This window comes from Methylobacterium terricola (assembly GCF_006151805.1).
In the GTDB taxonomy this organism is placed as follows: Bacteria; Pseudomonadota; Alphaproteobacteria; order Rhizobiales; family Beijerinckiaceae; genus Methylobacterium; species Methylobacterium terricola.
The window spans coordinates 35,142-61,735 of the sequence record NZ_VDDA01000001.1; the positions used below are offsets into that span (position 1 = coordinate 35,142).

The window sequence follows — 26,594 nt, forward strand, 5'->3', positions numbered from 1 at the left end:
CAACGAGGGAGGAAACCCATGGCGAAGGGATACTGGGTCGGCCGCGTCGACGTCTCGAAGCCGGAGGCCTACAAGAACTACGTCGCGGCCAACGGCGCCGCCTTCGCCAAGTTCGGCGGGCGCTTCCTGGTGCGCGGCGGCAGCTTCGAGGCGGTGCTCGGATCGAGCCGCGCCCGCAACGTCGTGATCGAGTTCCCGAGCTACGACCAGGCGCTCGCCTGCTGGCACTCGCCCGAGTATCAGGCCGCCCGCGCCAAGCAGGAGGGCGGCGCCGAGATCGATCTGATCGTGATCGAGGGTTATGACGGGGTGCAGCCCGGGGAGGGGTGAGACCTCGACGGCGCTGCCCCCCGTCGTCATACGGTCACATGGCCCGTCGCTAGCCGCCCCTTTCCCGGACGATTGCAGCGTCAGCGGAAGGAGATCCGGGATCCAGCCGTAAGACTCGCCGCGACGCGGCTCCGGATGCTGCACCGTTGCAGACAGACCGACGCTTCGCGAATTCTCGTGCTGGATCCCGGATCCCCTTCCACTTCGTTGCAGTCGGCCGGGAAAGGGAGTGGCCTACGACGGAGCGTCCGCCCGTCGGTGTCCGCCTCCCGCCCAAGTCGCGAGTTGGGCCGGCTACGCCCTCAGGCCGCCGCGTCCGCCGCCAGCACGCCGCGGCGGATCTGGTCCTCCTCGATCGACTCGAATAGGGCCTTGAAGTTGCCCTCGCCGAAGCCGTCGTCGCCCTTGCGCTGGATGAACTCGAAGAAGATCGGCCCGATCGCGTTGGCCGAGAACAGCTGCAGCAGGATCTTGGTCATCCCGCCCTCGACCACGCCCTCGCCGTCGATCAGGATGCCGTTCCGCTCCATCCGCTCCAGCGGCTCGCCGTGGCCGGGCAGGCGCCGGTCGACGCGGCGGTAATACATGCCGGGCGGCGAGGGCATGAAGGCGACGCCGCCCGCCCGCAGGGCCTCGATCGTCGCGTAGATGTCGCGGCAGCCGCAGGCGATGTGCTGGATCCCCTCGCCGTTATAGGCGTGCAGGTATTCCTCGATCTGGCTCTTTTCGTCGGCCGACTCGTTGATCGGGATGCGGATCTTGCCGTCGGGCGAGGTCAGGGCCTTCGAGAACAGGCCGGTATGCTTGCCCTCGATGTCGAAGTAGCGGATCTGGCGGAAGTTGAAGATCCGCTCGTAGAACCCGGCCCAGACGCCCATCCGGCCGCGATGCACGTTGTGGGTCAGGTGGTCGAGGTAGTAGAGGCCCAGACCCTCCGGCTTCGGGTCGCGCGCGCCGAGCCACTCGAACTCGGCCTCGTAGGGCGAGCCCTTCGCGCCGTAGGTCTCGACGAAGTAGAGCAACGAGCCGCCGATGCCCTTGATCGCCGGCACGTCGAGGGTCTTCGTACCGTCCGCCGGATCGGCCGGCTCGGCACCGAGCGACAAGGCCCGGTCGTAGGCGGCCTGGGCGTCGACCACCCGGAACGCCATCGACGGGGCGCAGGGGCCGTGGGCGGCGACGAACCGGTGGCCGTGGCTGCCGGGCTCCTCGTTGACGAGGTAGTTCACGTCGCCCTGGCGGTAGACGGTGATCGCCTTGCTGCGGTGGCGCGCCACCGCGGTGAACCCCATGGCCCGGAACAGGCCGTGCAGGGCCTCCGGTTCGGGATGGGCGTATTCCACGAACTCGAACCCGTCCGTGCCCATTGGGTTGGCGGCGGTGATCTCGGCGGCCGGGGCGTCGTGCGGATAGGGGCCCATGGGTGCCTGCTCCTCGTCTTGTCGGGACTATCAGAGCATGGACCGCGTGCGCGGAGCGTGCGAAATCCGGGGGCCGTCCCGCTCCGCATGCACGGATCGCGCACGATCGAGGCCTTCGATGACCGATCCTCTCACTCTCGACGGTTTCGACCTGAAGATCCTCGCGGCATTGCAGGAAGATGGCCGGCTCGGCAACCAGGAGCTCGCCGAGCGGGTGCACCTGTCGCCGAGCCAGTGCTCGCGCCGGCGCCTGCGGCTGGAGGAGCGCGGCGTGGTGCGGGGCTACCGGGCGGAGCTGGCGCCGGGGCCGCTCGGCCTCACCGTCACGGTCTTCACCAAGGTGGCGCTCGCCACCCACAACCGCGACAATGCCCGGCGCTTCGCCGAGCTGGTCCGCGGCCTCGACTGCGTGCTGGAGGCCCACGTCATGACCGGCGACAGCGACTACCTGCTGAAGCTGATCGTCCCCGACCTGAAGGCGCTGTCGGCTCTGGTCAACGACGTGCTCCTGCCGCACGAGAGCGTGGCCCACGTCCATTCCTCGGTGGTGCTCGATACGCTGAAGGAGGCCGCGCCCCTGCCGCTGCCACGCGGGCCGGCCTCCGGCTGAGGGCATGGGCGCGGTTGCCGTTGGGGCCGTGCCGGCCCGCTCCCCATCGAGATGGTGATGCAACCTCTGCCGTTGACGAACGCTTGAGGGATCCAGGCCATACTGCGAACCGGGACAGACCCGGCAGAGGTCAGGCGCCATGAGGTGGGACGGCATCGCACTCTTCTCCGGCGCGCCGATACGGCGCTCAGCGGACGGCGTGCTCGGTGCCGCGGGTGTTCCTCCGGTGCCGGAGCCCGCGCGGCCGCGGCGAGCCAAGGTCGGCCTGGCGCTCGGCGGCGGCGCCGCCCGGGGCTGGTCGCATATCGGGGCGATCGAGGTGCTGCGCGAGGCCGGCATCCCGATCGACGTGGTGGCCGGCTGCTCGATCGGCGCCGCGGTCGGCGCCTGCCACGCCGCCGGCAAGCTCGGGGAATTGCGCGACTTCGCCCTGTCGCTGACCAAGCGCCGGGTGATGGGCCTGCTCGATTTCCACATCAGCGGCTCGGGGCTCATCGCCGGCGAGCGCCTGCGGCGGCTGCTCGAACGCGATCTGGGCACGGCGCGCATCGAGGACCTGCCGCTGACCTTCGCGGCGGTGGCGACCGAGCTCGGCACCGGCCACGAGATCTGGCTCACCCGCGGCGGCCTCGTCGAGGCGGTGCGGGCGTCCTACGCGCTGCCGGGCATCTTCGATCCGGTCAAGATCGCCGGGCGCTGGCTGATGGACGGGGCGCTCGTCAACCCGGTGCCGGTCACGGCGGCCCGCGCCCTCGGGGCGGACGTGGTCCTGTGCGTGAACCTCAACGGCGACATGCGGGTGCGCGGCACGGTGATCCAGTCGCACGGGGCGGAAGGCGCCGACGCGGTGATGGAGGCCGCCGCCGAGGCCGCAGGCGCCATGCCGGAGGAGCCGCGGCGCTGGCCGCTGATCGGCGGCCGGCGCACCAAGCCGAAATCCCCGCCGAAGCCCCGGCCCGAGGCCGGCGCGCCGAGCGGCATCGCCAGCGTGATGGTCGATGCCTTCAACATCACCCAGGACCGGATCTCGCGCTCACGGCTCGCCGGCGATCCGCCCGACGTGATGATCAACCCCAAGCTCGCCCAGATGGGCCTGTTCGAGTTCCACCGCGCCGAGGAATGCATCGAGCTCGGCCGCCAGGCCACGCGGCGCCTGCTCCCGGAGATCCACGAGATGATCTCGGCGGCGGTGGCGCCGGTGTGAGGCACCGGCCGGCTCATCCCCTCCCCCGTCGTTCCGGGGCCGCGCGGCGGAGCCCGGAATCGAGAACCGCCGGTGATGCTCGACGAGGCGGAACGCTGTTCGCCTGGTTCCGCCACGCCTGCGGTTCCGGATCATGGCCTCGCGCCTGCGGCGAGTTCCGGGACGCTCCTGAGACGCGGGAAACGATGCGCGTCGGCGCGTCGCGGTCGTGACCGACCGAACGATGTCCTGGCGGAGCCAGGCCGTCACGCCGTCGCGATGTATTCCCGCAGGGCCCGGTGCTCGGCCTCGACGGCCTCGATGCGGTGCTTGACCACGTCGCCGATCGAGACGAGGCCGGCGAGGCGTCCGTCCTCGACCACCGGGACGTGGCGGAAGCGCCCGTCGGTCATCAGCTCCATCACCTCGTCGATGGCGGTGGCGCGGCTGCAGCACACCACCTTGGCGGTCATGTGCCGGGAGACCGGGGCCTCGAGCGCGGCGCCGCCGCCGCGGACCACCGCCCGGATGATGTCGCGCTCCGACAGGATGCCGAGGACGCTCTGGCCGGCATCGCTCACCACGAGGGCGCCGATGCCCTTCTCGGTCAGGAGCGCCGCGGCTTCCGCCAGCGTGCGGTGGGGCTGCACCGTCACCACGGTGCGGCCCTTCTGCGACAGGATGCGCGCAACGGTCATCAACACCTCCCTGCTCGGGCCCCCCGGCCTCGCGATCCGGGCGGACGCTCGTTTGGAGGGCGAGTGTGTGACCGCTCGCCGGAGGACGCAAGCACCCCGGAAGTCGAAGAGAAACAAGGCGCGGCGCGTCAGCGCCGTCCGAGCCGCTCGACCAGGGGCAGCAGCAGGAACCCGACGACGAACCCGCCGAGATGCGCGTCCCAGGCGACGGCGGAATCGGTGAGGCCGAGCGGCAGGGCGGCGAGGCCGAACAGCAGGTTGGTGACGAACCAGATCACCAGGAACACCACCGCCGAGCGGTTGCGCATCAGCTCGGGGATGGTCTGCAGCCGGGTCGGCACCGGGCGCTGCCACGGCACGGCGCCGGCGCCCGCAGGCTCGACCGGCTGGAAGGCGAAGCGCACCGCCGCCGCCATCAGGCCCGACACGCCGGCCGAGGCACCGATCAGCGGCACGGTGCTCAGGGGATCGATGAGGACGTGAAGCAGGCCGCCGGCGGCGGTCGAGACGAGCGCGATCACCCCGTAGCGCCAGGCGCCGCAGCGCCGCGCCACCGGCGTGCCGAAGGCCGCCAGCCACACGCTGTTGAGGAGCACGTGGGCCCAGGAGCCGTGCAAAAGCGCGTAGGAGACGAAGGTCCAGGGCATCGCCCCCGGATCGGCCACCAGGTAGGCCGCGAAGGCCTTGCGCGCCTCGACCTCGAGGGCGCCGCCCTCCGAGGCGGCGGCGGCCCGCAGCACGTCGGCGGCCCGGTCGGGATCGAGGGCGAGGGTCCAGCGCGCCGGCACCAGGGCGAGGTCGAGGAGCAGGGTGATGTCCCAGAGGTCGGGCAGCACCTGCCGCACGGCGTGGATCAGCACCAGGATCCCGACCGAGGCGGTCACCACGGCGGGCATGTTGAAGACCGGCACGCGCGGCGGTCGCGGGAGGTCGGGAGTGGCATCCATGCGGCACCATTGCGGGGCCGCGGGGCCGACCGCAAGGGAGACCGCCGCCGCGGACGGGCCGCAGACCGCGGAAACAGGGCGGCGGACGAAAAAAAAGGGGAGAGCGTTGCCGCTCTCCCCGCAAGAAGGGGATCGCGCCCAGCCCGTCGAGGCCGCGCGCAGGACGCCGTCAGGACCGTGACGACGCGGGCCTGACCCGGCCCTCCCCCCTGTTTCACGCAGGCGGGCTTAGGGCGCGTTCCTCGCCCCGGCCAGCCCGAAATCTCTGTCGCCCGTGACAATCGCGCAGGTGTGGGACAAACGCAACATTGATGATCGATTAACCCTAACAAAACCTTACGCTCTCGCGGCTCGGCCGTTCGGCATACGGTCTGCTCAACCGAATCAGTTCAACCGGTCGTCGTCCTGATTCGGAACGACAACCGGCCACCGCTTGGACCGCCGCCCCGCTCCCGTGCCAGACCGAGACGCCATGAAGCACCCGACCAGCCGCATGCTCCACGCCTACTGGAACGGCCTGCGCGGCGCCCGCGCCGCGCCGGAGCGGGGCGAGATCGAGCCCGGGGAGATCCGTCACGTCCTGGCCGACAGCCTGATCCTGGAGATCGACGCGCCCCGGCAATCCGCCGCGATCCGCCTCGCCGGCACCCGGCTCTGCGCCCTGTTCGGCGGGGAGTTGCGCGGCCTCTCCTTCGCCGGGCTGTGGGGCGAGGCGCCGGCGGCCGATCCGTGGCGGCTGATCGAGGTGGTGATCCAGGAGACGGCCGGCGTGGTGGTCGGCCTCGTCGGGGTGACCGAGGCGGGCGAGACCCTCGACCTCGAATTGCTGCTTCTGCCGCTGCGCCATCGCGGCAAGACCCAGGCCCGGGTGATCGGCGCGCTGTCGCCGTCGGTGATCCCGACCTGGCTCGGCCTGCGCCCGCTCGTGGCCCTGCGCACGGTGTCCCTGCGGATCCTCACCCCCGAGGCGAACGCCACCCCCGCCCCGCTGGCGGCCCCCCCGCCGGCGGCCAACGACGAGCCGGGCCTGGAGCGCCGCAAGCGCTTCGTGGTCCATCACGGCGGGCGGGCCTGACGGCACCGCCCGCACCAGGCGGGCCTGACGGCGCCGCCCGCACCAGTCGGGCCTGGCGGCACGGCCTGCAACCTCTGCGGTTCCTTAACCAGTCGCGTGCAGGATCGCCCGCGCGGACCGGGCCGCACCGGGAGGGTCGAGGGTCATGGCGATCGGCATGGCAGGCACCGTGGCGGGCAATGGCGCGGGCCGGGCCGCCTTGTCGGGGCTGCGTCCCCTCGCCCTGAAGGCGGCGACGGACCAGCGCCGGCACCGCCGCGTCGCGGTGGCCCTGCTCGGCCGCTACATGCTCTCCGACCGCCAGGAATATCCCTGCCAGACCGTCGACATGTCCCCCGGCGGGGTCCGGCTGACCTGCGCGGTCGGCGGCGAGGTCGGCGAGCGCATCGTGGTCTATCTCGAGCATGTCGGGCGGATCGAGGGCACGATCGCCCGGCTGCTGCCGGACGGCTTCGCGGTGGCGATCAGCGCCACCTCCCGCAAGCGCGACAAGATCGCCTCGCAGCTGACCTGGCTCGCCAACCGCGCGGTGCTCGGCCTGCCGGAGGACCGCCGGCACGAACGCCTGGTGCCGCGCCAGACCCTCACCACCCTGCGCCTCGAAGGCGGACGCGAGATCGCCGCCCGCATCGTCGACATCTCGCTGTCCGGCGCTGCGGTCGCCTGCGAGGTCGACCTGCCGCTCGATACGAGCCTGATCGTCGGCCGCACCGCCGCCCGGGTGGTGCGCCAGTTCAAGGGCGGTGTCGCGGTGGAGTTCCGGCTGCCGCTGTCGCCGGACCGGTTCGATGAGAATTTGGTTCTGTAGGAATCAACGTGGTCGGACGACTTGAGGAAGGCCGCTGAGGGTGCGTCGCGCGATGTCCTGAAGCATTCAGAGGGACACGGCGGGGGCCGATGCGGCGCCGGAATGCTGCCGGTCCCTCGCAAGCCGCTCCCCTTTCCCGGACGGCTGAAGCGTCAGAAGCGTCAGCGGAAGGCAACCCGGGATCCGGCAGCACCATCGCGAAGCGTTCGTCTGTCCACTTCGTTTCAGTCGTCCGGGAAAGGGAGGCGTCTTACGACGAACCATGCGCCTACCTGCGACGACCCGGGACCGACGGGCGCCCTGACCACGATCAGAGATTCACTGTCACGTACTCGCAGTTGTCATGTTTCATACTCCCGACGAGGGATGCCTCGTCTGTGCACGTGACGGTTCCAGAGTCACGTGCAGGGCATGATGCGTGCGCGGTGAACGGCTGATGGTCGCGCTCCCTCTCGAACGCTTTCAGCAGGTCGTGCACAGGCTCCATCGCAGCGTCGAGGCGAGCGAAGAAGTCCGGGCCTGGCGGGACAGTCCCCTTGTCCGCGTCGGCCTTGATGCCGTGCCGGAGCGCCTTCAGTTCGGCCGTCAGTCAAGCCCTGCCTGGTTGGCGACGTTGCGACTGGCGTTCGTCACGGAGCAGGCCTGACCATGCGCTCGAAGATCCGCGACGGGTCCGCCCCCTCCTTCGCAAAACCGGGATCCGACCGAACGGCGCCCCTACAGCGCCCCTTCCCGAATCGACCCCGGATCGGCCAGCGCGTGGAGCAGCCCCGCCGCCGCGTGGGCGAAGCGCAGGGTCACCGCCTTGCGGCGGGCGCCGGCCAGGGGATGCTCGGGCGGGGCACGCAGGATCTCGGCCCCGAAGGCATCGGCGACGATGAGGCCGGTATCGTCGGGCAGGATGTCCACCGGCAGGGTCTCCGGCACCGCGAAGTAGAAGCGGTCGCAGAAGTCGCGGTAATTGGGCCATTTCCGGTCGGCGCGGAAATCGGCGACGCTCGACTTGATCTCGATGATCGTCAGCTTGCCGCAAATCCCGAGCGCGATGAGGTCGGCGCGCCGGCCGTTCGCCAGGGTGAATTCCGGGATCGTGACGTGGCCGAGCTCGGCGAACAGGCGCCGCACGCCCCGCTGCACGCTGAGCGCGGTCGGCGATTGGCGGCGGTCGACGGGGAGCGAGAGGGCGAGGGCGGCGGACAAGGCTGTGGAGGAACGCTGATCGAGGGGTTGCCAAGGAGATCGAATCGGGAACGCCATCGGACCAGCTTCGGACTCCGTTGTCACCTGCGGCTCGTGTCGCAGGCCGCGCACCCATCGGGCGCGGACGGCCGCACCCCTTGCGCGCGGGCCTGTTAGGCTCTAGCAGCGCCCTTAAAAGCCGAGCCGCATCAGCACCTTATACAGATTCAAAACTGCACCGGCGTCCGGTGCGGTCGCGTTACGGAGAACCGGATGAGAGCGTCCAGCGTCCGCGCCTGGTCCTTCGTGCACACCTGGTCGAGCCTGATCTCGACCCTGTTCATGCTGCTCCTCTGCCTCACCGGCCTGCCGCTGATCTTCCACCACGAGATCGACGAGCTGTTCGGCGCCGGCGACGCCCCGGCCGCCATCGCCGGGCAGGCCCCCGCGCCGGCCGACCGGATCGCCGGGAACGCCCTGCGCGACCACCCGGGCAAGGCCATACAGTATATCGGCTGGGACCAGCACGAGCCGGACAAGGTCTTCGTGATCCTCAACGCCGCCGCGGATGCCGCGCCCAACGACGCCACGGTGACGCTCTACGACGCGATCGGCGGCGGCAAGCTGGGGCCGTCGGGCAGCGCCTTCATGCAGGTGATGCTGCGCCTGCACGTCGACCTGTATGCCGGCTTGCCCGGCAAGCTGTTCCTCGGGGCGATGGGCCTGCTCCTCGTCGTGGCGATCGTCTCGGGCGTGGTGCTGTACTGGCCGTTCACCCGGCGGATGGCCTTCGGCACCGTGCGGGCCGGCCGGGCGCGGCGGGTGGCCTGGCTCGACCTGCACAACCTGCTCGGCATCGTCACGGTGGCCTGGCTCACGGTGGTGGGCCTCACCGGCGCGATCAACACCCTGGCCGAACCGTTGATCGGGGTGTGGAAGGCCGAGACCCTGAGCCGCATGATCGCCGGCAGCCGGCCCGGCCCGGCGCCCGGGCGGCCCGCCTCCCTCGACACGATCGTGGCCCGGGCCCGCGAGGCGGCGCCCGGGATGGTGCCGGGCTTCATCGCCTTCCCGGGCACGCCCTTCGCCACGCCGCAGCATTTCGGCGTCTTCCTGCGCGGCACCGCGCCGCTCACCGCGCGGCTGCTGCAACCGGTGCTGCTCGATGCCGGCACCGGAGCGGTGGCCGATTCGCGCCGCCTGCCCTGGTACCTGACCGCCCTCCTGGTCTCGCAGCCGCTGCATTTCGGCGATTACGGCGGGCTGCCGATGAAGGTGATCTGGGCGCTGCTCGACCTCGTCAGCATCGTGGTCCTGGGCAGCGGGCTCTACCTGTGGTGGGTGCGCCGTCGCCGCCCGGTGCCGGCCCTGCACACGGCACGGGTGCAGGCGGCATGAGCGCCGGCCGTCATCCGGCCGGGTGGCGGGCCGTGTTCGGCGTGCCGCTGCTCGTCGGCCTCGCCACCCTGACGGGGCTCCTGGCGGCGCTCCTTCACGAGGGCGCCGGATGGGTCGTGTCCTGGCTGGCCCTGAGCCTGCCGCTGGCCCTGATCGGATGGCACGTGGCCAAGGCCTCGCGCGGCAGGGCCTACGGCATCCTGGCCGATCGCGGCCGGACCCCCGCGTCACGAAGCCGGGTACCGCGACGGACGTAGCGGTTGATCTCACGCGCCCGCTCGTCGATGGTCACCGCCCTGGGAGCCGCAGAGACGGCGACGGTGACGGGAGGGAGCGACGGGCATGGTGGGGCAGAGCGCCGCCGAGGGACGAAAGGCGGGACGGGCCGGCATGCGCCTCGTCGGCGGGACGGCACTGGCCCACGGCGAGGCGGTGCGGCTCGACGGCGTCAGCATCGCCTTCACCCTCAAGGGCGGCAAACGCTACGTCGCGGTCGAGGGCATCGACCTCGCGGTGATGCCGGGCGAGTTCGTGGCGGTGGTCGGGCCGACGGGCTCGGGCAAGTCGACGCTGCTCAACGCCGCCGCCGGCCTGCTCAAGCCCGCCGCCGGCTCGGTCACGGTGTTCTCCTCGGCCCTGTCGGGCCTGAACGGCCGCGCCGGCTACCTCTTCCAGGCCGACGCCTTGATGCCGTGGAAGACCGCCCTCGACAACGTCGCGGTGGCGCTGGAGCCGCAGAAGGTGCCGCGGGCGGAGGCGCTGGCGCGGGCCCGCGAGTGGCTGGCCAAGGTCGGGCTCGCGACCTTCGTCGACCGCTATCCCCACATGCTCTCGGGCGGCCAGCGCAAGCGCGTGGCCCTCGCCCAGATGCTGATCCGGGACCCTGAGATCCTGCTGATGGACGAGCCGTTCGGGCCGCTCGACGCGCAGACCCGGCAGATCATGGGCAACCTGCTGCTGGAGCTGTGGGCGGCCAACCGCAAGGCGGTGATGTTCGTCACCCACGACCTCGAGGAGGCGATCGCGCTCGCCGACCGGGTGGTGGTGCTCTCCGCCGGCCCGGCGGCGCGGATCGTCGGCGAGTTCAAGGTCGACCTGGCGCGCCCGCGCGACATCAGCGAGATCCGCCTCGAGCCGCATTTCCACGCCCTCTACAAGGAGATCTGGTCGTGCCTGCGGGTCGAGGTCTCCCGCGCCTATGCGGGCGGTCCCGCGTGAGGACGATGACGTTGACGATGAACCGGAGAACGCGATCGTGAGCCGCCTCGGCCTTCTCGCCCTGCAGATCCTCGTCGGCCTCGTCGGCTTCGCGATCTGGCACGTCCTCACCGTCTACCCGATCCTCGGGGCACCGAAGCAGATCCAGTTCTTCTTCTCGACCCCGGTCGAGGTGCTCAAGCGCACCTGGATGGAGATGACGAACCCGGAGATCTGGGGCCACCTGTGGATCACCCTGCAGGAGACGGTGCTGGCCTTCGTCTTCGGCGCCGCGGGCGGCATCGCCTTCGGGTTCCTGTTCGCCCGCAACGCGCTGCTCGCCGCGGTGTTCGATCCCTACATCAAGGCGGCCAACGCCCTGCCGCGCGTGGTGCTGGCGCCGATCTTCGCCCTGTGGTTCGGCCTCGGCATCTGGTCGAAGGTGGCGCTCGGCTTCACGCTGGTGTTCTTCATCGTGTTCTTCAACGTCTACCAGGGCGTGCGCGAGGTGAGCCCGGTGGTGCTGAACAACGCCCGGATGCTCGGCATGAGCGAGCGCGGGCTGCTCCGCCACGTCTACTGGCCCTCGGCCTTGACCTGGATGTTCTCCTCGCTCCACACCGCGGTCGGCTTCGCGCTGGTGGGGGCGGTGGTGGGGGAATATCTCGGCTCCTCGGCCGGCCTCGGCTACAAGATCCACGAGGCCGAGAGCGTGTTCGACGTCACCGGCGTCTTCGCCGGGATGCTGATCCTGACCGTGTTCGTCATCGTGATCGACACGATCGTCACCCTGATCGAGAACCGCCTCCTGGTCTGGCGGCCGCAAGCCGGCGGCCAGGGCTGAGAGAATAAGGGAGGAGTCCCCCATGCAACGCCGCAGCTTCCTCGCCGGCGCCGCCGCCCTGGCCCTCGCGCCGGCCGCGCCCGCCAAGGCCGACACCGTGAAGGTCCGCATCGGCGTCGGCGGCAAGCCGCTTCTCTACTACCTGCCGCTGACGATCGCCGAGCGGAAGGGCTACTTCAAGGAGGAGGGCATCGAGGCCGAGATCAACGATTTCGGCGGCGGCGCCCGCTCGCTCCAGGCGCTGATCGGCGGCTCGGTCGACATGGTGACCGGGGCCTACGAGCACACGATCCGGATGCAGGCCAAGGGCCAGGACGTGCGCGCGGTGTGCGAGCTCGGCCGCTTCCCGGCGATCGTGGTGGGCGTGCGCAAGGACCTCGCCGGCACGGTGAAGACGGCCGCCGACCTCAAGGGCCGCAAGATCGGCGTGACCGCGCCAGGCTCCTCGACCTCGCTGACCGCGCAATACGCGATGATCAAGGCCGGGCTGAAGCCCACCGACGCGGCGCTGATCGGGGTCGGCGGCGGGGCCGGCGCCATCGCGGCGATGAAGAAGGGCGAGATCGACGCGATCTCCCACCTCGACCCGGTCATCGCCAAGCTCGAGGCCGACGGCGACATCACGGTCATCATCGACACCCGCACCGAGGCCGGCACCCGGGCCCTGTTCGGCGGGCCGAACCCGGCCGCAGTGGTCTACACCAAGCAGGACTGGATCGAGCGCCACGCCGCCGCGACCCAGAAGGTCGTCAACGCCTTCGCCAAGTCGCTGAAGTGGATCGTCGCCGCCTCGCCCGAGGAGATCGCCGACACGGTGCCGCCGGCCTACCATTTCGGCGACAAGCCGCTCTACGTGCAGGCGGTGAAGAACTCGCTCGAGAGCTATTCCCGCACCGGCATCCCGACCCAGGAGGGCATGGCGAGCGTGCTGGAGCTGGTGCGCACCCTCGACCCCGAGTTGCAGGGCGCCAAGATCGACCTCGCGGCGACCGTCGAGGACCGGTTCGTCAAGCGGGCGATGGGCTGAAGCCTTACCCCCACCCGACCCGGGCGGCGGAGCGCGGTCCGGGCGGTGCCGCGGCGAGGTCGGTCTTCGCGCCGGCTGTCGCCAGGCGGCCCTTGCCGGCGGCCTTGGCGCGGTAGAGCGCCGCGTCGGCCGCGGCCAGCAGCGCCTCCGGCGTCATTCCTGGAAGCGCCCAGCCGATCCCGACGCTGACTCCGACGCCGATCCCGACGCCGTTGGGCGCCTTCACGGCCTCGATCAGGCGCGCTGCCACGCTCGCAGCCTCGTGGACCCGCTCGCCGCAGGCCAGGATCACGAACTCGTCGCCGCCGAACCGCGCCGCCTGCCACTCCTCCGGGATCGCGGCGCCGATCCGGCCGGCGACCTCCACCAGCAGGGCGTCGCCGGCCGCGTGGCCGAGGCCATCGTTGACCGCCTTGAAGCCGTCGAGGTCGAGGTAGAGCAGGGCGAGGCTGCCGGCCCCGCAGCGCAGCCGCGCGGCGAGGTCGTCCATCAGCCCGGTGCGGTTGCGAAGGCCGGTCAGGGCGTCGTGGGTGGCCCGGAGCTGGCTCTCGCGCTTGGCGAGCAGCACCTCGACGTAGGTGCGGTTGAGCCGCACCGTCGTCGCCCTCATGGACACCACGAACAGCACGCCAAGGACCAGCCCGGCGAGGAACCAAGCATCGCGGTATTCGACGAGGAACACCAGCGTCATCGGCAGGCTGCACAGGGCGATCATCGTGAGGGCGTGGCGCGGGGCCGCATAGTTGCGGGTGACGATGCCGCTGAGGATTCCCATCATGGTCAGCGGCCCCAGGACCTGCACCACCCGATCGCCGCTCGCCGCGCACAGAGCCGTGGCGAGGCCGACCATGACGGCCCAGGCGAGGCTCGTGGCGAGCATCAGGTCGGTCGGGGCCGGCCGCCCGGCCGCGACGGCGCGGTGCAGCCGCCGGATCAGGACCACGCGGAATCCGAGCAGGGCGACATCCATCGCCAGCAAGCCCGGGAAGACCGACCCCGGATTCCGGATCGCCGCCACGCCCTCGACGATCAGCATCCCCATCGCGCCCAGCACCATGGTCGGCGCGGAGGACAGCAGCGTCGCGATCAGGCGGATCCGCAGGTCGCCCGGCAGGTCGAGGCCGGGATCCACGAGCCAGCGCAGCGGCGCGATGCGGGGCAGCAGGTAGGTCGGCGAGGGGTCGAGCATGCTACGGGTTCCGGCGACGGCCCTTTCGGAACCGTCACCGACAAGTCTGCGGCTGCGGCTTAAGATTTCGTGAGATTGTCGAATCGCAGCGCGGGAAAGCCGAGAGGACAACACTCCTCATCACGGCTCCCCCTTCGTCAAGCGCGCCGCAGCCAGTCGACCAGGCCGGCGCCGGGCGCGAGCCAGACGAAGGCCCAGAGGAAGGCCGAGGACAGGTTGGCGAGCCAGAACGGCAGCCGCGGCAGCAGCGCGACCCCGGCGACCAGCGGCACCACCGCCCGGGCCGGGCCGATGAAGCGGCCGACGAAGATCGCCCAGGCGCCCCAGCGCTGGCAGAACGCCTCGCCCTTCTGCACCATCTCGGGATAGCGGTTGAGCGGCCACAGGCGCTTGGCACCGTCCTTGTAGTAGCGGCCGATCTCGTAGGAGACCCAGTCCCCCAGGATCGCCCCGAGGGCCGCACCGACCATCACGGGCAGGAACGGGATCGCGCCCGAGCCGATCAGCGCCCCGATCCCGATCAGGATCACCGTCGCCGGCACCAGGAGCGAGAGCACCGCGAGCGACTCGCAGAAGGCGATGATCCCGGTGATCACCGGCGCCCAGGCCTGATGATCGCGCACGAAGTCGACCACCGTGTTGCGGAAGCTCTCGAAGTCCATGCAGCCTTGACCGTGGGTGAGCGGGATGGCGGGACAAGTCGGGGAGCCGGGCGGACGTTCCCCTCCCCTCGCTTATCCGGGACGTGTGAGCGCCGCATGAACCCGCGCGCCGGTCATCCCGCACCAGTCAGGGCCTCTCGTTCACGGCCCGCTCGACGACGCGGCTGGCGCGCAGCACCAGGGATTCGCCGAACAGCGGCCCGACGACCTGCAACCCGACCGGCAGGCCGTGCGCGAGGCCGCACGGCACGGACGACGCGGGCTGCCGGCTGAGGTTGAACGGCCAGGTCAGCGGCGTCCAGTCGTACCAGCGCGGGAAGCGGGCCGGGTCCGGGGTATTGAGCCCGGCCGCGAAGGCCGGGATCGGCAGGGTCGGCGTCACCAGGAGGTCGTGGTCCTGGTGGAAACGCTGCATCGCCTGGCAATGGGCCCGGGCGTCGTCCTGCGCGCGTTGCAGGTGCGCGGCCGTGAGGTCGCGGGCGGAGACGACGAGATCGAGGAGGTCGGGCTCGAGGCGCTGCAGGTCCGCGCCCGTCAGGTGGCGCAGGCTGCCGGCGAAGGCCGCGCGCCAGATCACGTCCAGGGCGTCGCGCAGGGGCGAAAGGTCGAGGGCGACCTCCCGCACCTCGGCGCCGGCCCGCGCCAGGGCGGCGACGCCGCGCTCGACGGACGCCGCCACGGCGGGCTCGACGATCGGGAAGCCGAGGTCGCGCGACACCGCGATGCGCAAGCCCCCGACCCCCGCGTCGACCCCGCCGAGGTAATCGACCTCGGGCTGCGGCACCGCGAAGGCGTCGCGCCAATCGGGCCGTGCGAGGACGCCGAGCATCAGGGCGCCGTCGCGCACGTCCCGCGACAGGCCGCCGAAGACCGGCAGCCAGCCGAGCGAGGTCGTCCCGTAGGGCACGAGGCCGAAGGTGGGCTTGAGCCCGAACACGCCGGTGAAGGCCGCCGGGATGCGGATCGAGCCGCCGCCATCGCCGCCGGTGGCGAGCGGCACGACGCCCGCGGCGACGAGCGCCGCCGAGCCGCCGCTCGATCCGCCCGGCGTGCGCGACGGGTCGTAGGGATTTCGCGTCACACCGGTGAGCGACCCATGCGTGATGCCCTTCCAGCCGAATTCCGGCGTCGCGGTCTTGCAGAAGAACACCGCGCCCGCCTCGCGCAGGCGGGCCACGCCGGGAGAATCCTCCGGTGCCGGTGCGTCCGGGGTCGTGGCGGCGCCGTAGCGGGTCGGCCAGCCGGCGACGTGGTTGGTGTCCTTCACCGCCACCGGCACCCCGTCGAGGGGGCTCAACGGCCGGCCCTCGCGCCAGCGCCGGGCCGAAGCCTCGGCCATGCGCCGGCCCGTCCCGGGATCGATCAGGATCGCGGCGTTGAGCACCGGGTTCACGGCGGCGAGGCGCTCCAGCGACTGCTCCAGCACCATGACCGGGGAGAGGCTGCCCTCGGAAAAGCCCCGCGACAGGTCGAGGGCGGTGGGCGCCCCTTGCGCGACCAGGGCCGCCCCTTGCACGACCAAGGCCGCGCCGGCTCCTTGCGCCAGTTCCGGTTCCATTCCCGTCTCCCCGATCGCGGCGGTCCCGCCGGGCGCGGAGCAGGTTTCGTGCCCACAGGCTCTCGCACGGGCCTGGACGATCACCGGATTTGACTGATTTGCACGGTTGCCAGGAGCGGCCGGTTCCGGAACGGTGCGGGCCTCACCTCCCCCCGCGCGAGGCTTCGTGTCGCGATGAACGTCCTGTCGATCCAGTCCCATGTCGCCTACGGCCATGTCGGCAACGCCTCGGCGGTCTTCCCGATGCAGCGGCTCGGGGTCGAGGTATGGGCGGTGCATACCGTGCAGTTCTCGAACCACACCGGCTACGGCGCTTGGCGCGGCCGGGTGTTCGACGGGCCGGCGATCGAGGAGCTGGTCGAGGGCATCGCCGAGCGCGGGGTGCTGCCGACCTGCGACGGGGTCCTGTCGGGCTATATGGGCTCCGCCGATATCGGCACGGCGATCCTGCGGGCGGTGGCGCGGGTGCGGGCGGCCAACCCTGCCGCGCTGTATTGCTGCGATCCGGTGATCGGCGATGTCGGCCGCGGGGTGTTCGTGCGTCCCGGCATCCCGGAATTCATGCGCGACCACGCGGTGCCGGCGGCCGACCTCATCACCCCGAACCAGTTCGAGCTCGACTATCTCAGCGGGATCGAGACCCGCACGCTGGCCGACGCCAAGGCGGCAGTCGCCGCCGTGCAGGCGAGCGGGCCGAAGGTGGTGCTCGTCACCTCGCTCCACACCCGGGAGACGCCCGACGACAGCATCGACATGCTGGCCGGCGAGGGCGGCCGGTTCTGGCGCCTGCGCACGCCGCGGCTGTCGCTCAGCGTCAACGGCGCGGGCGATGCCACCGCCGCCCTGTTCCTGGTGCACTACGCCCGCACCCGCTCGGCCGGCGAGGCGCTCGGCGCCGCCGCCGCCTCGATCTACGGGCTCCTGCGCCGCACCGCGGAGGCCGGCGCGCGCGAGATCCTGACGGTGGCGGCGCAGGACGAGTTCGTGGCGCCGAGCCGGACGTTTCCGGTCGAGGCGGTGTGAGCCGGCGCGGCGGGGGTGTCGACGCGAACGGCCCGGGGTTCCCGGACCCTTCCCGCGAGCGGTCGTCATGGCAATTTCGCGAAACCGCCATGACGGTCGTCCGCGATCGGCCGATCCGCCCCGGGGCTTGAGGGCCCCCGGAGCTCGAGAGGCCCGGGGGACTTGCGCCCTTCCCCCGATCCGTGCTGCCTCGCGAACCGAGCCTCGCAAGGACGGATCGCCCGATGCCCGCACGCCGCTACGCCACCCTGGACGTGTTCACCGACACCCCGCTGGCCGGCAACCCGCTGGCGGTGGTGCGCGATGCCGAGGGGCTGGACGACGCCGCGATGCAGGCCATCGCCCGCGAGTTCAACCTGTCGGAGACGGTGTTCGTGCTGCCGCCGGCCGAGAGCCGGCACCGGGCGCGGCTGCGGATCTTCACGCCGGCGCAGGAGCTCGCCTTCGCGGGCCACCCAACGGTCGGCACCGCGGTGCTGCTCGCCCTCGGCGACCGGCGGGCGGAGGTCGCCGACGCGGTGGCGTTCGGGCTCGAGGAGGGGGTCGGGGTGGTGCCCTGCGTGGTCGAGACCGGCGAGAGCGAGGCCGGCGCGAAATGGGGCCGCGCCCGCTTCCGCCTGCCGCGCCTGCCGGAGAGCTGGGGCGAGGAACCGGACGCGACCGCGCTCGCCGGGGCGCTCGGCCTCCTGCCCTCCGAGATCGGGTTCTCCCGCCACCGGCCGAGCCGCTACAGCGCCGGCACGCCGTTCCACCTGGTCCCGGTCCAGGGCCTCGACGCCTTGGGCCGAGCGCGGGCGAGCGCCGAATCCCTGACCGAGGCCCTCGGCCCCGGCGCCAAGGTGTTCCTCTATACCGGCGAGACCGGGGATCCGGCCCACAGCTTCCGCGCCCGGATGTTCGCTCCCGCCGCCGGCATCGCCGAGGATCCGGCGACCGGCGGCGCGGTCGCGGCCTTCGCGGGCGCCCTGATGCAGTACGAGCCCTTGGGGAGCGGCACCCACGACCTCACGATCGCGCAGGGGTTCGAGATGGGCCGGCCGAGCGAGATCGCGCTCCAGCTCACGATCGAGGACGGGGGCTTGCGAGCGGCCGAGATCGGCGGCAGCGCCGTCCTGGTCTCCGAGGGCGAGCTGCACCTCTGATGGGCGTCACCATCACCCCCGCCCGCCGCGTCGAGGCCCGGATGGTCGCCCATGACTGGGTCTGGGCACGCGAGAACCGGGAGCGGATCGCCGCCCATTGGGAGGCGCGCCGGGCGGCGCGCCCGGCGATGTTCAACGGCACGGTCCTGATGCTGCGCCGCTGGGACCTCGCGGACGGGGTTCTCACCGCCGAGCTGTTCGAAGCCGAGTACGCCGCGCTGACCGCGCTCAAGGATTGGGGCTTCCCGGACCGGAGCGTGCTCAACGTCTTCGCCGCGGCGGTGCCGCGCACGTCCGACGGCGCCTACATCCTCGGCGAGATGGGCCCGCACACCGCGGCGGCGGGCCGGGTCTACTTCCCTTGCGGCACGCCGGACCCGACCGATATCGGCCCCGACGGCCGCGTCGACCTCGCGGCGAGCGCCCTGCGCGAATTGCGCGAGGAGACCGGCCTCGTCGCCCCGGAGGGGCCGGATCCCGGCTGGGCGATCGTGCGCGACGGCGGCCTGATGGCGCTGCTGCGGCCGGTGCCGCTCGGGCAGGACGAGGCGACGGTGACGGCGGGCATCGCCGCCCATCTCGCGGCGGAGGCGGAGCCGGAACTGTCGGCCATCGTGACCGTGCAGGGCGTCGCGGATCTCGATTCCGCCCGGATGCCGGGCTTCGTCCGGCATTATTTGGCGGCGGTGCTGAGCGGGGATCGGGCGGGCGGCTGAGCCGGGGACCCCCGCCCTGGCACGAGCGGCCTGGTGATCAGGCGCTCACACGCGGTTTCCAGCACGCCCCCGGCCCTCTACGGTTGCCTCAAAGGCGCCCGGACGTGGCGCCCTTCGGGGGGAGCCGCCATGAAGACGATTCCGACGATCGCGGCCCTGGCGCTTCTTGGGGGCGGCCTCGCCGCCGGGCCGGCGGCCGCGGAGGTGACGCGGTTCGAGATCATCGCGGCCGAGAAGCCGGCCCTGCAGGGCCGCAGCTTCGGCGAGCGCGGCCAGGCGGAAAAAATCACCGGGCGGGCGACCATCGCCCTCGATCCCGCCGATCCCCACAACGCGGTCATCGCCGATATCGCGCTCGCATCCCGCAACCCGGAGGGGCGGGTCGAGGCCCTTGCCGACGTGGTGCTGCTGCGTCCCGAGCGCCCGAACGGCCTCCTGCTGGTGGAGATCCCGAATCGCGGCAGCAAGCTGATCGGGCCGCTGATCGAGGGCACCTCGGCCGAGGCCTCGGGCCGGCTCGCGCAAGCCGACGATGCCGGAACGGGCTTCCTGCTGTCGCAGGGCTACACCCTCGCCTGGATCGGCTGGCAGGGCGACATCGCACCCGGCGCTGGCTTGGGCATCCGCCTGCCGGTGCTCCGGGGCGTCACCGGGGCGTCGCGCGAGGAATGGAGCTTCGGCACCACCAAGTCCCCGGTCGAGGCGCCGCTGACCTGGCCCGCCGCCGATCTCGATCCGGCCAAGGATCCGGGCCAGGATCCGGTCAGGCCGCGCCTCACCGTGCGGGCCAAGCCCGAGGACCCGCGCACCACCCCGCCCGGCCTGGCGTTCCGCTTCCTCGACGCCAAGCGCATCGAGATCACCCGGCCGGCCGGGTTCGACGGCAGCGCGCTCTACGAGCTGAGCTACACCGCCCGCGACCCGGCGGTGATGGGCCTCGGCCTCGCGGCGATCCGCGACGTCGCGAGCTTCCTGCGCCACGATGCGAGCGACCGGAACCCGCTCGCCGTGCAAGGCCGCCGCACCATCGACCGGGCGATCGGCTTCGGCATCTCGCAATCGGGCCGGGTCCTGCGCGACGTGCTCTATCTCGGCCTCAACGAGGACGAGAGCGGCCGGATGGTGTTCGACGGGATGATGCCGCACATCGCCGGCAGCCGGCGCAGCTTCACCAATGCCCGCTTCGCCCAGCCCGGCCGCAATCCCGGCCCCCATCTCGACCGCTACTACCCGGCCGACCAGTTCCCCTTCGCCTATGCGACGACGACCGATGCCCTGACGGGCAAGCGCGACGGGCTGTTCCTGCGCTGCCGGCTCACCAATACCTGCCCGAAGCTGATGCATGTCGACAGCGAGTACGAGATGTGGGGCTCGCGCGGGGCGCTGGTGACCACCGACACGCGCGGCGCCGACCTGCCGCAGCCGCCGGAGGTGCGGGTCTACATGGTCACCGGCGCGCCGCACTTCGCGAATGCCGACGCGACGACCGCGGCGGATCCTGCCTGCGCGCTGCCGGTGAGCCCGGTCCATGCCGGCGCAGCCTCGCGGGCGCTCCTCACCGCCCTGGCGTCCTGGATCACCGACGGCGTCGCGCCGCCGGCGAGCCGCTACCCGTCGCGGGCCGACGGCACGCTGGGCGCGCCCGCCCGCCTCTACCCGCCGATCCCCGGCCTGCCCTATGCCGGCCTCTACAACCCGGCCCAGTGGGTCGAACCGGGGAATCCCCCGGTGGTGCGCGGCACCTACCCGCTGCTGCTGCCGAAGGTCGATCCCGACGGCAACACGCTGGCCGGCATCCGCCTGCCGCTGATCGAGGCGCCGCGGGCGACCTACACCGCCTGGAACCCGACCCGCGGCCTCGCCGCCGAGACCCTGTGCAACCAGAAGGGCGGCGTGCTCCCCTTCGCGGCGACCAAGGCGGCGGCGGAGGCGGCGCACGACCCGCGGCCCTCGCTGGAGGAGCGCTACCCGGACACGAGCGCCTACGTGGCGGCCGTGAAGGCGGCGGCGGACCGGATGGTGGCCGAGCGTACCTTGCTGCCGGCGGATGCCGAGGACATGGCGAAGGACGCGGCGCAAGGACGGCTGGTGCGGTGACGGGGACCCGCGGGCCCTCTCGCGGGTTCCCGCTCCGGACACTCACCGCGGACACGCCATGGTCGCCACGCTCGTCGCACTCGTCCGGGAGGCCGCGGCCCAGGCCCGCCTCGTCGCCCGCAGCTATCCTGGGGGCTGCAGCGCCGACGCCCTGCCCTGGACGATCATCAAGCCCTTCGACGACCACGTCCGCCGCCATGTCGAGCGGGATCCCCGGATCGAGGATGGCCGCGACCAGGTCCTGATCGCCGCCGTGAACCTCGCCGAGGCGAGGCCGGACGACGACGACGTCCCGGAGCGCGAGCGTCTGGTCAAGGCGATCAACGACCTCGAATGGGTGACGCTGAGCCGGGGCATCGCCAACCGGGCGGCGGCGGCCCTGGGCTATGGCGAGGCGGGGGAGCGGCTGCGGGATGCGGCGGGCCGGCCGTCGTCGTCGTCGTGAGCCAGGCACCGGGCGGCCGGAGCCCGATGTCGCCTGGTACGATCTCCCGCAGATGTCGTCCCGGGATCGTACCGCTCCGCCGATGACGAGGTCCAATGACGGAAACCGCGCGGCCCCCGGGTCCGGCGCGGCCGCTCCCGGCTGAGCTTTCGCGCATTGCCGCGCCTCGATTCTGCCCTACGTCATGCGCGAGGCCGGTCGTCCCCGGCGTGACCGGAGATGGATGTCCGTGACCGACCCGCGGCAGACGCGGCCTTCCTCGGCGGCAAGGCTGCCGAGCCTGCGGCGCGGAGACCAGCTGTTCGAGACCGAGCGCCGCCTCAACGCGGTGCTCGACAACGCCTCGGTCTCCATCTTCCTGATGGATGACCGCCAGCACTGCGTGTACATGAATCGCGCGGCCGAGCTTCTGACCGGCTGGACGCTCGACGAGGTGCTGGCGCGCGACTGCCCGCTGCACGACATCGTCCATCACACCTATCCGGACGGGCGGCCGTTCCCGCTGCACGAATGCGCCATCGACCGTGCCTTCCCGGAGAACAACCAGGAACGCGGCGAGGAGGTGTTCGTCCACCGCGACGGCCATTTCTATCCCGTCGGCTTCACCGCGAGCCCGATCCGGGACGACGCCGCGCAGGTGATCGGCACCATCATCGAGGTGCGCGACATCAGCGAGGAGAAGGCCGCGGCCGAGCGCCAGCGGCTGCTGATCGACGAGCTGAACCACCGGGTGAAGAACACGCTCTCGACCGTGCAGGCGATCGCCGCCCAGACCTTCCGCGGCCGCACCGACGGGGCGGCCCGCACGCTGTTCGACGCCCGCCTCGCGGCCCTCTCGCACGCCCACGACGCCCTGGTGGCCGACAACTGGGAGAGCGCCAGCCTGCGCGGCGTGGTCGACAGGGCGCTCGCCGCGCTGGCCCCCGGCCGCGTCGCCCTCGACGGGCCCGAGGCGCGCCTGCACCCGAAGGTGGCGGTGACGCTCGGCATGGCGCTGCACGAACTGGCGACCAACGCCGCCCAGCACGGCGCGCTCTCCGTGCCTGAGGGCTGGGTGAGCCTGCGCTGGAGCCTGCGGGACGGCGCGGACGATCGCACGCTTCTCGCTCTCGACTGGCAGGAGGCGGGCGGCCCCGCGGTCGCCCCGCCGTCCCGCCGGGGCTTCGGCTCGCGGCTGGTCGAGCGCCAGCTGCCGATGGAGTTCGGCGGCAGCGCCACCATCACCTACGCGCCCGGCGGCGTCGCCTGCACCCTGCGGATCCCGCTGACGCCCCTCGGCTGGGCCGGCCAGGCGCTGGTGCAAGATCCTCAGGAGCACGCTGTCCCGGGACACTCCGCCCCGGATCATGCGCCGGACGGGCGGGCGCCGCGATGAGTGCCTTGCAGGGGCGCCGGGTCCTGCTGGTCGAGGACGAGAGCCTCGTCGCCATGCTGGCCGAGGACATGCTGCTCGATCTCGGCTGCGAGGTCACGGTGGCGATGCGCCTCGACCAGGCGCTGGCCCAGGCGCGGGCGCAGGCCTTCGACCTCGCGGTGCTCGACGTTAATCTCGGCGACGCGCGCAGCTACCCGGTCGCCGATCTCCTGCGCGCCCGCGGCGTGCCGTTCCTGTTCGCCACCGGCTATGGCCGCCAGGGGGTCGACCCGGCCTACCACGCCGCCCCGGTGATGCAGAAGCCGTATCAGGCGGCGCAGCTGGAGACGCTGCTCACCCATCTCCTGCTCTGCGGCGCGCCCGGCCGGGACGAGGGCGACCGGGGGCGACCGGCCTGTCGCTGCCTGGAACCGGGCGACGGGCCGCGGTTCCGCGCCGAGCCGGCGCCGTGACCACCTTGACGCTCGGGGCGCTCGCCGGTCCCCGGGATCGAACCCCGATCCGCCCGATGGTGCGGCGGGCCGCCAAGGGTGACAAGCGGCGGCCAGTCCGCGGCCCTCAGAAAAACGGCAGCGGACCGGGAAACGAGCCGATCGGCACGAGATGCGTCAGGAGCCCGGAACCCGGGTGCCAGTGGTGCAGCAGCATGGCCGGAGGTTCCATGAAGCTGGCGGGCTCGGCATCGGCACCCAGCCGCAACGCGATCGCGGTCGTGGTGCTGGGCGCTGTCATCAGGACCGTGCCGCCGAAACGCCGCTGCATGAAGCGGTGGACGTGTCCGCACAGGACGCGTTCGATGGCGGGGTAGCGAAGGACGATCTGCTCCAGCCTGTCGCCATGAAGACAGCGATAGGCGTCGATGTAGGGGATGCCGCTCCGGATGGGCGGCTGATGCATCATGACGATGGTGGGGCGTTCGGGCTCCTCCGCGAGGCGTGCCTCCAGCCAGTCGCAGGCGGCCTCGTCCATGTCGCCATGGTGGGCTCCGGGAACCGTCACGTCGAGACCCAGGATGCGGACGGCCCCGAGATCGCCGACGGCGAAGTGAAGGGGGCCCGAGGCCGTCCGAGGCGCATGATGGGGCAGGCAAGCCCTGAAGGTGTCCCGCTCGTCGTGATTGCCGGGAATGATGAGGAGCGGTCGACGGACCTTGCCCAGCATCGCCGCCGCATGGGCATACTCGGCCGCGGTTCCATAGTCGACGACATCACCGCTGATGAGCACGATATCCGGCTGCGGGTCGAGATCGTCCACGTGGCGGAGGGCCGCCTCGAACATGGCGTTCGAATCGACCAGGCCCTGATACAGGTGGCCGCGGTCTCGCAGGTGCGGATCCGACAGATGGGCGATCAGCATGTGGATCTCCGACACGGTCCGGGCACCTTAGCGCGCGGCCCGTGATCCGTGCAGATCGGCAACGGACCGCAAGCCGCCGTCACGCAGGGTCGATCCCGTCGAATCCCGACCCTGGGCCGGGCGGCGCGGCGGGCCCCGCTCTTGGCCGGGCGCACGATGCCAGGGCGCCCCCCGGGCGGGCTTGCCGCCCGGATGCCGCTCCCGTAAGCTTGCAAGTCGTTGCACGCAAAGAAGAATTAGTGTGATTCCAAACTACGCCGCCATCGGGACCGCCCGCGCGGGTGCCGGGCCTGGCCGCCGGTGACGCAGGCGCTGGCGACCCGTGAGCCCCTGAGCCTCGCCGCCTTGCGGCCGCTCGCGCCGTTCTTCTGCCTGTACGTGACCTTCGGGGCCACGCTCGGCTTCCTGTCCGGCGGCGCGCCGCTGATCCTGCGGGCGCGCGGCCTCGACCTCGCCGAGGTCGGTCTCCTGCAGCTCATCAACCTGCCGGTCGGGCTGACCTTCCTGTGGGCCGCCCTCCTCGACCGGGTGCGGCTGTCCTTTCTCGGACCCCGCCTCGGCCACCGCCTCGGCTGGATCGTCGCGGCGCAAGGGTGCACGGTGGCGCTGCTGGCGCTCCTGAGCCTCGGCGAGCACTGGTCGCTCGCGACCCTGCTGGCCCTGGCGGTCGCCGCCTGCGCCTGCATCGCCACCATGGACATCGCCCTCGAGGCGCTGGTGGTCGAGACGGTGCCGGCGGAGCGGCGGGCCTTCGTCGCCTCGGCCAAGCTCTGCGGCGCGTCGCTCGGCGGCATCCTGGGGGTGGGGGTGCTGGTCGGCTCCTACGATCTCCTCGGCTGGAAGGCGGCGGTGCTGGCCTGCGCCGGGCTCGACGCGCTCGGCCTGCTGCCGATCCTCGCCTATCCGGAGGCGCGGCTGCGGCGGCACGGTGGCGGGGTGACGGAGCGCTGGTCCGGCTCGTTCGCGCGCCTGCGGGTGCTCGCCGGCCGGATTGCCGCGCTCGGGGCCTACTTCGCCGCCGCCTACCTCATCGCCGGGCCCAACACCCTGGCGCTGCTCGATCTCGGGGTGCCGCTCGCCCGGGTCGGGGCGCTGACCGGCACCGTCCTGCCGGCGGTCAACCTCGTCATGGCGCTCGTCGCCGGCGGCCTCGCGGCGCGGTTCGGCACCGTGCGGATGGTCGCGTTCGGGGGGATCGGGGTGCTCGCCGCCGGCGGCCTGATGGCGGTGGCGTGTCTCCTCCGCTCCGAGGGGCTGGCGGTCGCCTCCACCGTCCTGAATTACGTCTTCGGCGGCTTCCTCGGGGTGCCGGTGTTCAACATGATCTATCGCTGGGCGCAGGGGCCGCGGCCGGCCACCGATTACGCGCTGCTGTTCGGCGCCGCCTTCTTCGCCGCGATGCCGCTGCGGGTCGCCGCTCCGGCGCTCGCCGGCTGGGCCGGCTGGCCGGGCTACTTCACCGCCGCGATGCCGCTCTACGCCGGCGCCCTCGCCTGTCTCGCGCTGACGATCGCCCGCACCCTGCGGGCCGACCGCCGATGACGCCCGAGATCGCCGCCGCCGTGCCGGCCTCGCTCGGCACCTACCGCGAGGGCGTGGCGGCGGGCCCCGGCGGCCCCCGGGCGACGCCGCTCGCGGCGTTGCACGATCCGGCGGTGTTCGACGCCGCGCTCGCGGCCTTCGAAGCCGGGCTCGGGGTCGCGCCCGGCACGACCGACCGGCGTGCCCTCGTCTCGTACTGGAGCCAGTTCTACCTCGCGCCGCTCGCCACTCCGGCGATGACGGCTCTGGTGCGCCTGGGCCAGCCGCTGCCGCTCGCCTTCGAAACCACGAGCCTCGAACTCGACGAGGCCGGCCGCCCGGCCCGCTTCCTGGTCCAGCCCGAGGCGGCGCGCTGCCCACCCTGCCGCTCCGCCGGGCTCGGCGCCCTGGTGGACGATCACCTGCGGCCCTTCGTCGAGCTGTGCCGGGCCCGCTGCGGCATCGCCCCCCGGGTGATCTGGGGCAACGCCGCGGTGATCCTCGACTACGTCGCCCGCGAGCTCGGCGAGCCCGAGACCCTGGCCTGCCCGGAGGTCGCGACCTGCCTCGGCTGGTGCGGGGGACCGCCTTGCGCGCGCAATCCCCTCGCCCAGGCCCTGTGCGCGGCGGGCGGGAGCCGGCGCCGGCGCGTCTGCTGCCTGCGCCAGCGGCTGCCGGGCGTGCCGTCCTGCGGGGCGTTGTGCCCGGTCAAGGAGGGTGGGAGCTGCTGCGGAGCCGCGGCATCGTGAGCCGGGTCGTGCCCGGGATGTCCCGGTCGTCACCCGCCTCGTGC

The 26,594-nt window shown here is 72.2% G+C and carries 28 protein-coding genes; 20 read left to right on the forward strand and 8 right to left on the reverse strand.

Translation table 11 applies throughout. The features are described 5' to 3' along the window. Positions 1–18 precede the first annotated feature (18 nt). Positions 19–330 (forward strand): DUF1330 domain-containing protein, encoded by a 312-nt coding sequence (locus tag FF100_RS00135; protein ID WP_139033547.1) that lies wholly within the window; start codon positions 19–21, stop codon positions 328–330. Positions 331–632: 302 nt separating this feature from the next. Here the strand turns inward: FF100_RS00135 and hppD are convergent, their stop codons facing one another. Then, on the reverse strand, positions 633–1,751 hold the full coding sequence (hppD, locus tag FF100_RS00140) for a 4-hydroxyphenylpyruvate dioxygenase (protein ID WP_139033548.1): 1,119 nt from the start codon (positions 1,749–1,751) through the stop codon (positions 633–635). A gap of 118 nt (positions 1,752–1,869) precedes the next feature. Between hppD and FF100_RS00145 the strand changes: the two genes are divergently transcribed. Both FF100_RS00145 and FF100_RS00150 read left to right on the forward strand, forming a co-directional pair. Then, positions 1,870–2,361 (forward strand): Lrp/AsnC family transcriptional regulator, encoded by a 492-nt coding sequence (locus FF100_RS00145; protein ID WP_139033549.1) that lies wholly within the window; start codon positions 1,870–1,872, stop codon positions 2,359–2,361. A gap of 139 nt (positions 2,362–2,500) precedes the next feature. Then, the gene (locus tag FF100_RS00150; RefSeq protein WP_139033550.1) at positions 2,501–3,565 is read left to right on the forward strand and encodes a patatin-like phospholipase family protein; all 1,065 of its coding nucleotides are present in this window, start codon (positions 2,501–2,503) and stop codon (positions 3,563–3,565) included. 245 nt (positions 3,566–3,810) lie between these two features. On the opposite strand, the gene FF100_RS00155 is transcribed toward FF100_RS00150, so the two are convergent. Beyond that, entirely contained in the window at positions 3,811–4,242 is a 432-nt protein-coding gene (locus FF100_RS00155; protein WP_139033551.1) for a CBS domain-containing protein, read from the reverse strand. 128 nt (positions 4,243–4,370) lie between these two features. Beyond that, positions 4,371–5,189: a rhomboid family intramembrane serine protease gene (locus FF100_RS00160; protein WP_139033552.1), complete on the reverse strand. Its 819-nt coding sequence runs from the start codon at positions 5,187–5,189 to the stop codon at positions 4,371–4,373. A gap of 472 nt (positions 5,190–5,661) precedes the next feature. On the opposite strand from FF100_RS00160, the gene FF100_RS00165 reads away from it, so the two are divergent. The 3 genes from FF100_RS00165 (at position 5,662) to FF100_RS00175 (ending at position 7,718) form a co-directional block, all read left to right on the forward strand. Then, positions 5,662–6,264, forward strand: a complete 603-nt coding sequence (locus FF100_RS00165) for a PAS domain-containing protein (protein WP_139033553.1) — start codon at positions 5,662–5,664, stop codon at positions 6,262–6,264. Positions 6,265–6,409: 145 nt separating this feature from the next. After that, positions 6,410–7,072 carry a PilZ domain-containing protein gene (locus FF100_RS00170; protein WP_425463272.1) on the forward strand — a complete coding sequence of 221 codons (663 nt, stop codon included), beginning with the start codon at positions 6,410–6,412 and terminating at the stop codon, positions 7,070–7,072. Positions 7,073–7,508: 436 nt separating this feature from the next. Beyond that, positions 7,509–7,718, forward strand: a complete 210-nt coding sequence (locus FF100_RS00175; RefSeq protein WP_139033554.1) for a hypothetical protein — start codon at positions 7,509–7,511, stop codon at positions 7,716–7,718. Positions 7,719–7,789: 71 nt separating this feature from the next. On the opposite strand, the gene FF100_RS00180 is transcribed toward FF100_RS00175, so the two are convergent. Then, complete coding sequence (locus FF100_RS00180; protein WP_246101850.1) at positions 7,790–8,272, reverse strand: MmcB family DNA repair protein; 483 nt, start codon at positions 8,270–8,272, stop codon at positions 7,790–7,792. Positions 8,273–8,524: 252 nt separating this feature from the next. Between FF100_RS00180 and FF100_RS00185 the strand changes: the two genes are divergently transcribed. The 5 genes from FF100_RS00185 to FF100_RS00205 all read left to right on the forward strand — a co-directional run bounded on the left by FF100_RS00185 (position 8,525) and on the right by FF100_RS00205 (position 12,717). Further along, positions 8,525–9,649, forward strand: coding sequence for a PepSY-associated TM helix domain-containing protein (locus tag FF100_RS00185; protein ID WP_139033556.1), 1,125 nt, complete (start codon positions 8,525–8,527; stop codon positions 9,647–9,649). Beyond that, positions 9,646–9,906 carry a hypothetical protein gene (locus FF100_RS37520; protein WP_205824716.1) on the forward strand — a complete coding sequence of 87 codons (261 nt, stop codon included), beginning with the start codon at positions 9,646–9,648 and terminating at the stop codon, positions 9,904–9,906. Before FF100_RS00185 ends, FF100_RS37520 begins: the two co-directional genes overlap by 4 nt. Before the next feature lie 133 nt (positions 9,907–10,039). Beyond that, positions 10,040–10,867 carry an ABC transporter ATP-binding protein gene (locus FF100_RS00195; protein ID WP_171070031.1) on the forward strand — a complete coding sequence of 276 codons (828 nt, stop codon included), beginning with the start codon at positions 10,040–10,042 and terminating at the stop codon, positions 10,865–10,867. Positions 10,868–10,904: 37 nt separating this feature from the next. After that, on the forward strand, positions 10,905–11,690 hold the full coding sequence (locus FF100_RS00200; protein WP_139033558.1) for an ABC transporter permease: 786 nt from the start codon (positions 10,905–10,907) through the stop codon (positions 11,688–11,690). Positions 11,691–11,712: 22 nt separating this feature from the next. Beyond that, the gene (locus FF100_RS00205) at positions 11,713–12,717 is read left to right on the forward strand and encodes an ABC transporter substrate-binding protein (RefSeq protein ID WP_139033559.1); all 1,005 of its coding nucleotides are present in this window, start codon (positions 11,713–11,715) and stop codon (positions 12,715–12,717) included. A 4-nt stretch (positions 12,718–12,721) separates the two neighbouring features. Here the strand turns inward: FF100_RS00205 and FF100_RS00210 are convergent, their stop codons facing one another. The 3 genes from FF100_RS00210 to FF100_RS00220 form a co-directional block, all read right to left on the reverse strand. Then, positions 12,722–13,906, reverse strand: a complete 1,185-nt coding sequence (locus FF100_RS00210) for a GGDEF domain-containing protein (RefSeq protein WP_139033560.1) — start codon at positions 13,904–13,906, stop codon at positions 12,722–12,724. A gap of 137 nt (positions 13,907–14,043) precedes the next feature. Beyond that, positions 14,044–14,568 (reverse strand): DedA family protein, encoded by a 525-nt coding sequence (locus FF100_RS00215; protein ID WP_139033561.1) that lies wholly within the window; start codon positions 14,566–14,568, stop codon positions 14,044–14,046. A gap of 127 nt (positions 14,569–14,695) precedes the next feature. Then, positions 14,696–16,126, reverse strand: a complete 1,431-nt coding sequence (locus FF100_RS00220; protein ID WP_171069995.1) for an amidase — start codon at positions 16,124–16,126, stop codon at positions 14,696–14,698. A 174-nt stretch (positions 16,127–16,300) separates the two neighbouring features. Here FF100_RS00220 and pdxY point away from each other — a divergent pair, with 174 nt between their 5' ends. From pdxY to FF100_RS00255, 7 genes are all read left to right on the forward strand, one after another. Beyond that, positions 16,301–17,149, forward strand: a complete 849-nt coding sequence (pdxY, locus tag FF100_RS00225; protein ID WP_139033563.1) for a pyridoxal kinase PdxY — start codon at positions 16,301–16,303, stop codon at positions 17,147–17,149. A 224-nt stretch (positions 17,150–17,373) separates the two neighbouring features. Beyond that, complete coding sequence (locus FF100_RS00230) at positions 17,374–18,291, forward strand: PhzF family phenazine biosynthesis protein (protein WP_139033564.1); 918 nt, start codon at positions 17,374–17,376, stop codon at positions 18,289–18,291. After that, positions 18,291–19,007 carry an NUDIX hydrolase gene (locus FF100_RS00235; protein ID WP_139033565.1) on the forward strand — a complete coding sequence of 239 codons (717 nt, stop codon included), beginning with the start codon at positions 18,291–18,293 and terminating at the stop codon, positions 19,005–19,007. Before FF100_RS00230 ends, FF100_RS00235 begins: the two co-directional genes overlap by 1 nt. Before the next feature lie 129 nt (positions 19,008–19,136). Further along, positions 19,137–21,104: an alpha/beta hydrolase domain-containing protein gene (locus FF100_RS00240; protein WP_139033566.1), complete on the forward strand. Its 1,968-nt coding sequence runs from the start codon at positions 19,137–19,139 to the stop codon at positions 21,102–21,104. 58 nt (positions 21,105–21,162) lie between these two features. After that, positions 21,163–21,549, forward strand: a complete 387-nt coding sequence (locus FF100_RS00245; protein WP_139033567.1) for a hypothetical protein — start codon at positions 21,163–21,165, stop codon at positions 21,547–21,549. Between the two features lie 223 nt (positions 21,550–21,772). Continuing rightward, complete coding sequence (locus FF100_RS00250; protein WP_139033568.1) at positions 21,773–22,924, forward strand: sensor histidine kinase; 1,152 nt, start codon at positions 21,773–21,775, stop codon at positions 22,922–22,924. After that, positions 22,921–23,376: a response regulator gene (locus tag FF100_RS00255; protein WP_139033569.1), complete on the forward strand. Its 456-nt coding sequence runs from the start codon at positions 22,921–22,923 to the stop codon at positions 23,374–23,376. The genes FF100_RS00250 and FF100_RS00255 overlap by 4 nt, the downstream gene beginning before the upstream one ends. Positions 23,377–23,482: 106 nt before the next feature. Here FF100_RS00255 and FF100_RS00260 read toward each other — a convergent pair whose 3' ends face one another. Continuing rightward, positions 23,483–24,280 carry a phosphodiesterase gene (locus tag FF100_RS00260; RefSeq protein ID WP_139033570.1) on the reverse strand — a complete coding sequence of 266 codons (798 nt, stop codon included), beginning with the start codon at positions 24,278–24,280 and terminating at the stop codon, positions 23,483–23,485. 300 nt (positions 24,281–24,580) lie between these two features. Between FF100_RS00260 and FF100_RS00265 the strand changes: the two genes are divergently transcribed. Both FF100_RS00265 and fhuF read left to right on the forward strand, forming a co-directional pair. After that, positions 24,581–25,822, forward strand: a complete 1,242-nt coding sequence (locus tag FF100_RS00265) for an MFS transporter (protein ID WP_139033571.1) — start codon at positions 24,581–24,583, stop codon at positions 25,820–25,822. Continuing rightward, positions 25,819–26,550, forward strand: coding sequence for a siderophore-iron reductase FhuF (fhuF, locus tag FF100_RS00270; RefSeq protein ID WP_139033572.1), 732 nt, complete (start codon positions 25,819–25,821; stop codon positions 26,548–26,550). The genes FF100_RS00265 and fhuF overlap by 4 nt, the downstream gene beginning before the upstream one ends. The last annotated feature ends 44 nt before the right edge of the window (positions 26,551–26,594 follow it).

What these genes read in the sequence shown, in the direction of transcription:
- FF100_RS00135 (WP_139033547.1), top strand. Translation starts at nt 19, where the DNA reads ATGGCGAAGGGATACTGGGTCGGCCGCGTCGACGTCTCGAAGCCGGAG.
- hppD (WP_139033548.1), bottom strand. Translation starts at nt 1,751, where the DNA reads ATGGGCCCCTATCCGCACGACGCCCCGGCCGCCGAGATCACCGCCGCC.
- FF100_RS00145 (WP_139033549.1), top strand. Translation starts at nt 1,870, where the DNA reads ATGACCGATCCTCTCACTCTCGACGGTTTCGACCTGAAGATCCTCGCG.
- FF100_RS00150 (WP_139033550.1), top strand. Translation starts at nt 2,501, where the DNA reads ATGAGGTGGGACGGCATCGCACTCTTCTCCGGCGCGCCGATACGGCGC.
- FF100_RS00155 (WP_139033551.1), bottom strand. Translation starts at nt 4,242, where the DNA reads ATGACCGTTGCGCGCATCCTGTCGCAGAAGGGCCGCACCGTGGTGACG.
- FF100_RS00160 (WP_139033552.1), bottom strand. Translation starts at nt 5,189, where the DNA reads ATGGATGCCACTCCCGACCTCCCGCGACCGCCGCGCGTGCCGGTCTTC.
- FF100_RS00165 (WP_139033553.1), top strand. Translation starts at nt 5,662, where the DNA reads ATGAAGCACCCGACCAGCCGCATGCTCCACGCCTACTGGAACGGCCTG.
- FF100_RS00170 (WP_425463272.1), top strand. Translation starts at nt 6,410, where the DNA reads ATGGCGATCGGCATGGCAGGCACCGTGGCGGGCAATGGCGCGGGCCGG.
- FF100_RS00175 (WP_139033554.1), top strand. Translation starts at nt 7,509, where the DNA reads ATGGTCGCGCTCCCTCTCGAACGCTTTCAGCAGGTCGTGCACAGGCTC.
- FF100_RS00185 (WP_139033556.1), top strand. Translation starts at nt 8,525, where the DNA reads ATGAGAGCGTCCAGCGTCCGCGCCTGGTCCTTCGTGCACACCTGGTCG.
- FF100_RS37520 (WP_205824716.1), top strand. Translation starts at nt 9,646, where the DNA reads ATGAGCGCCGGCCGTCATCCGGCCGGGTGGCGGGCCGTGTTCGGCGTG.
- FF100_RS00195 (WP_171070031.1), top strand. Translation starts at nt 10,040, where the DNA reads ATGCGCCTCGTCGGCGGGACGGCACTGGCCCACGGCGAGGCGGTGCGG.
- FF100_RS00205 (WP_139033559.1), top strand. Translation starts at nt 11,713, where the DNA reads ATGCAACGCCGCAGCTTCCTCGCCGGCGCCGCCGCCCTGGCCCTCGCG.
- FF100_RS00210 (WP_139033560.1), bottom strand. Translation starts at nt 13,906, where the DNA reads ATGCTCGACCCCTCGCCGACCTACCTGCTGCCCCGCATCGCGCCGCTG.
- FF100_RS00215 (WP_139033561.1), bottom strand. Translation starts at nt 14,568, where the DNA reads ATGGACTTCGAGAGCTTCCGCAACACGGTGGTCGACTTCGTGCGCGAT.
- FF100_RS00220 (WP_171069995.1), bottom strand. Translation starts at nt 16,126, where the DNA reads ATGGAACCGGAACTGGCGCAAGGAGCCGGCGCGGCCTTGGTCGTGCAA.
- pdxY (WP_139033563.1), top strand. Translation starts at nt 16,301, where the DNA reads ATGAACGTCCTGTCGATCCAGTCCCATGTCGCCTACGGCCATGTCGGC.
- FF100_RS00230 (WP_139033564.1), top strand. Translation starts at nt 17,374, where the DNA reads ATGCCCGCACGCCGCTACGCCACCCTGGACGTGTTCACCGACACCCCG.
- FF100_RS00235 (WP_139033565.1), top strand. Translation starts at nt 18,291, where the DNA reads ATGGGCGTCACCATCACCCCCGCCCGCCGCGTCGAGGCCCGGATGGTC.
- FF100_RS00240 (WP_139033566.1), top strand. Translation starts at nt 19,137, where the DNA reads ATGAAGACGATTCCGACGATCGCGGCCCTGGCGCTTCTTGGGGGCGGC.
- FF100_RS00245 (WP_139033567.1), top strand. Translation starts at nt 21,163, where the DNA reads ATGGTCGCCACGCTCGTCGCACTCGTCCGGGAGGCCGCGGCCCAGGCC.
- FF100_RS00250 (WP_139033568.1), top strand. Translation starts at nt 21,773, where the DNA reads ATGTCCGTGACCGACCCGCGGCAGACGCGGCCTTCCTCGGCGGCAAGG.
- FF100_RS00255 (WP_139033569.1), top strand. Translation starts at nt 22,921, where the DNA reads ATGAGTGCCTTGCAGGGGCGCCGGGTCCTGCTGGTCGAGGACGAGAGC.
- FF100_RS00260 (WP_139033570.1), bottom strand. Translation starts at nt 24,280, where the DNA reads ATGCTGATCGCCCATCTGTCGGATCCGCACCTGCGAGACCGCGGCCAC.
- fhuF (WP_139033572.1), top strand. Translation starts at nt 25,819, where the DNA reads ATGACGCCCGAGATCGCCGCCGCCGTGCCGGCCTCGCTCGGCACCTAC.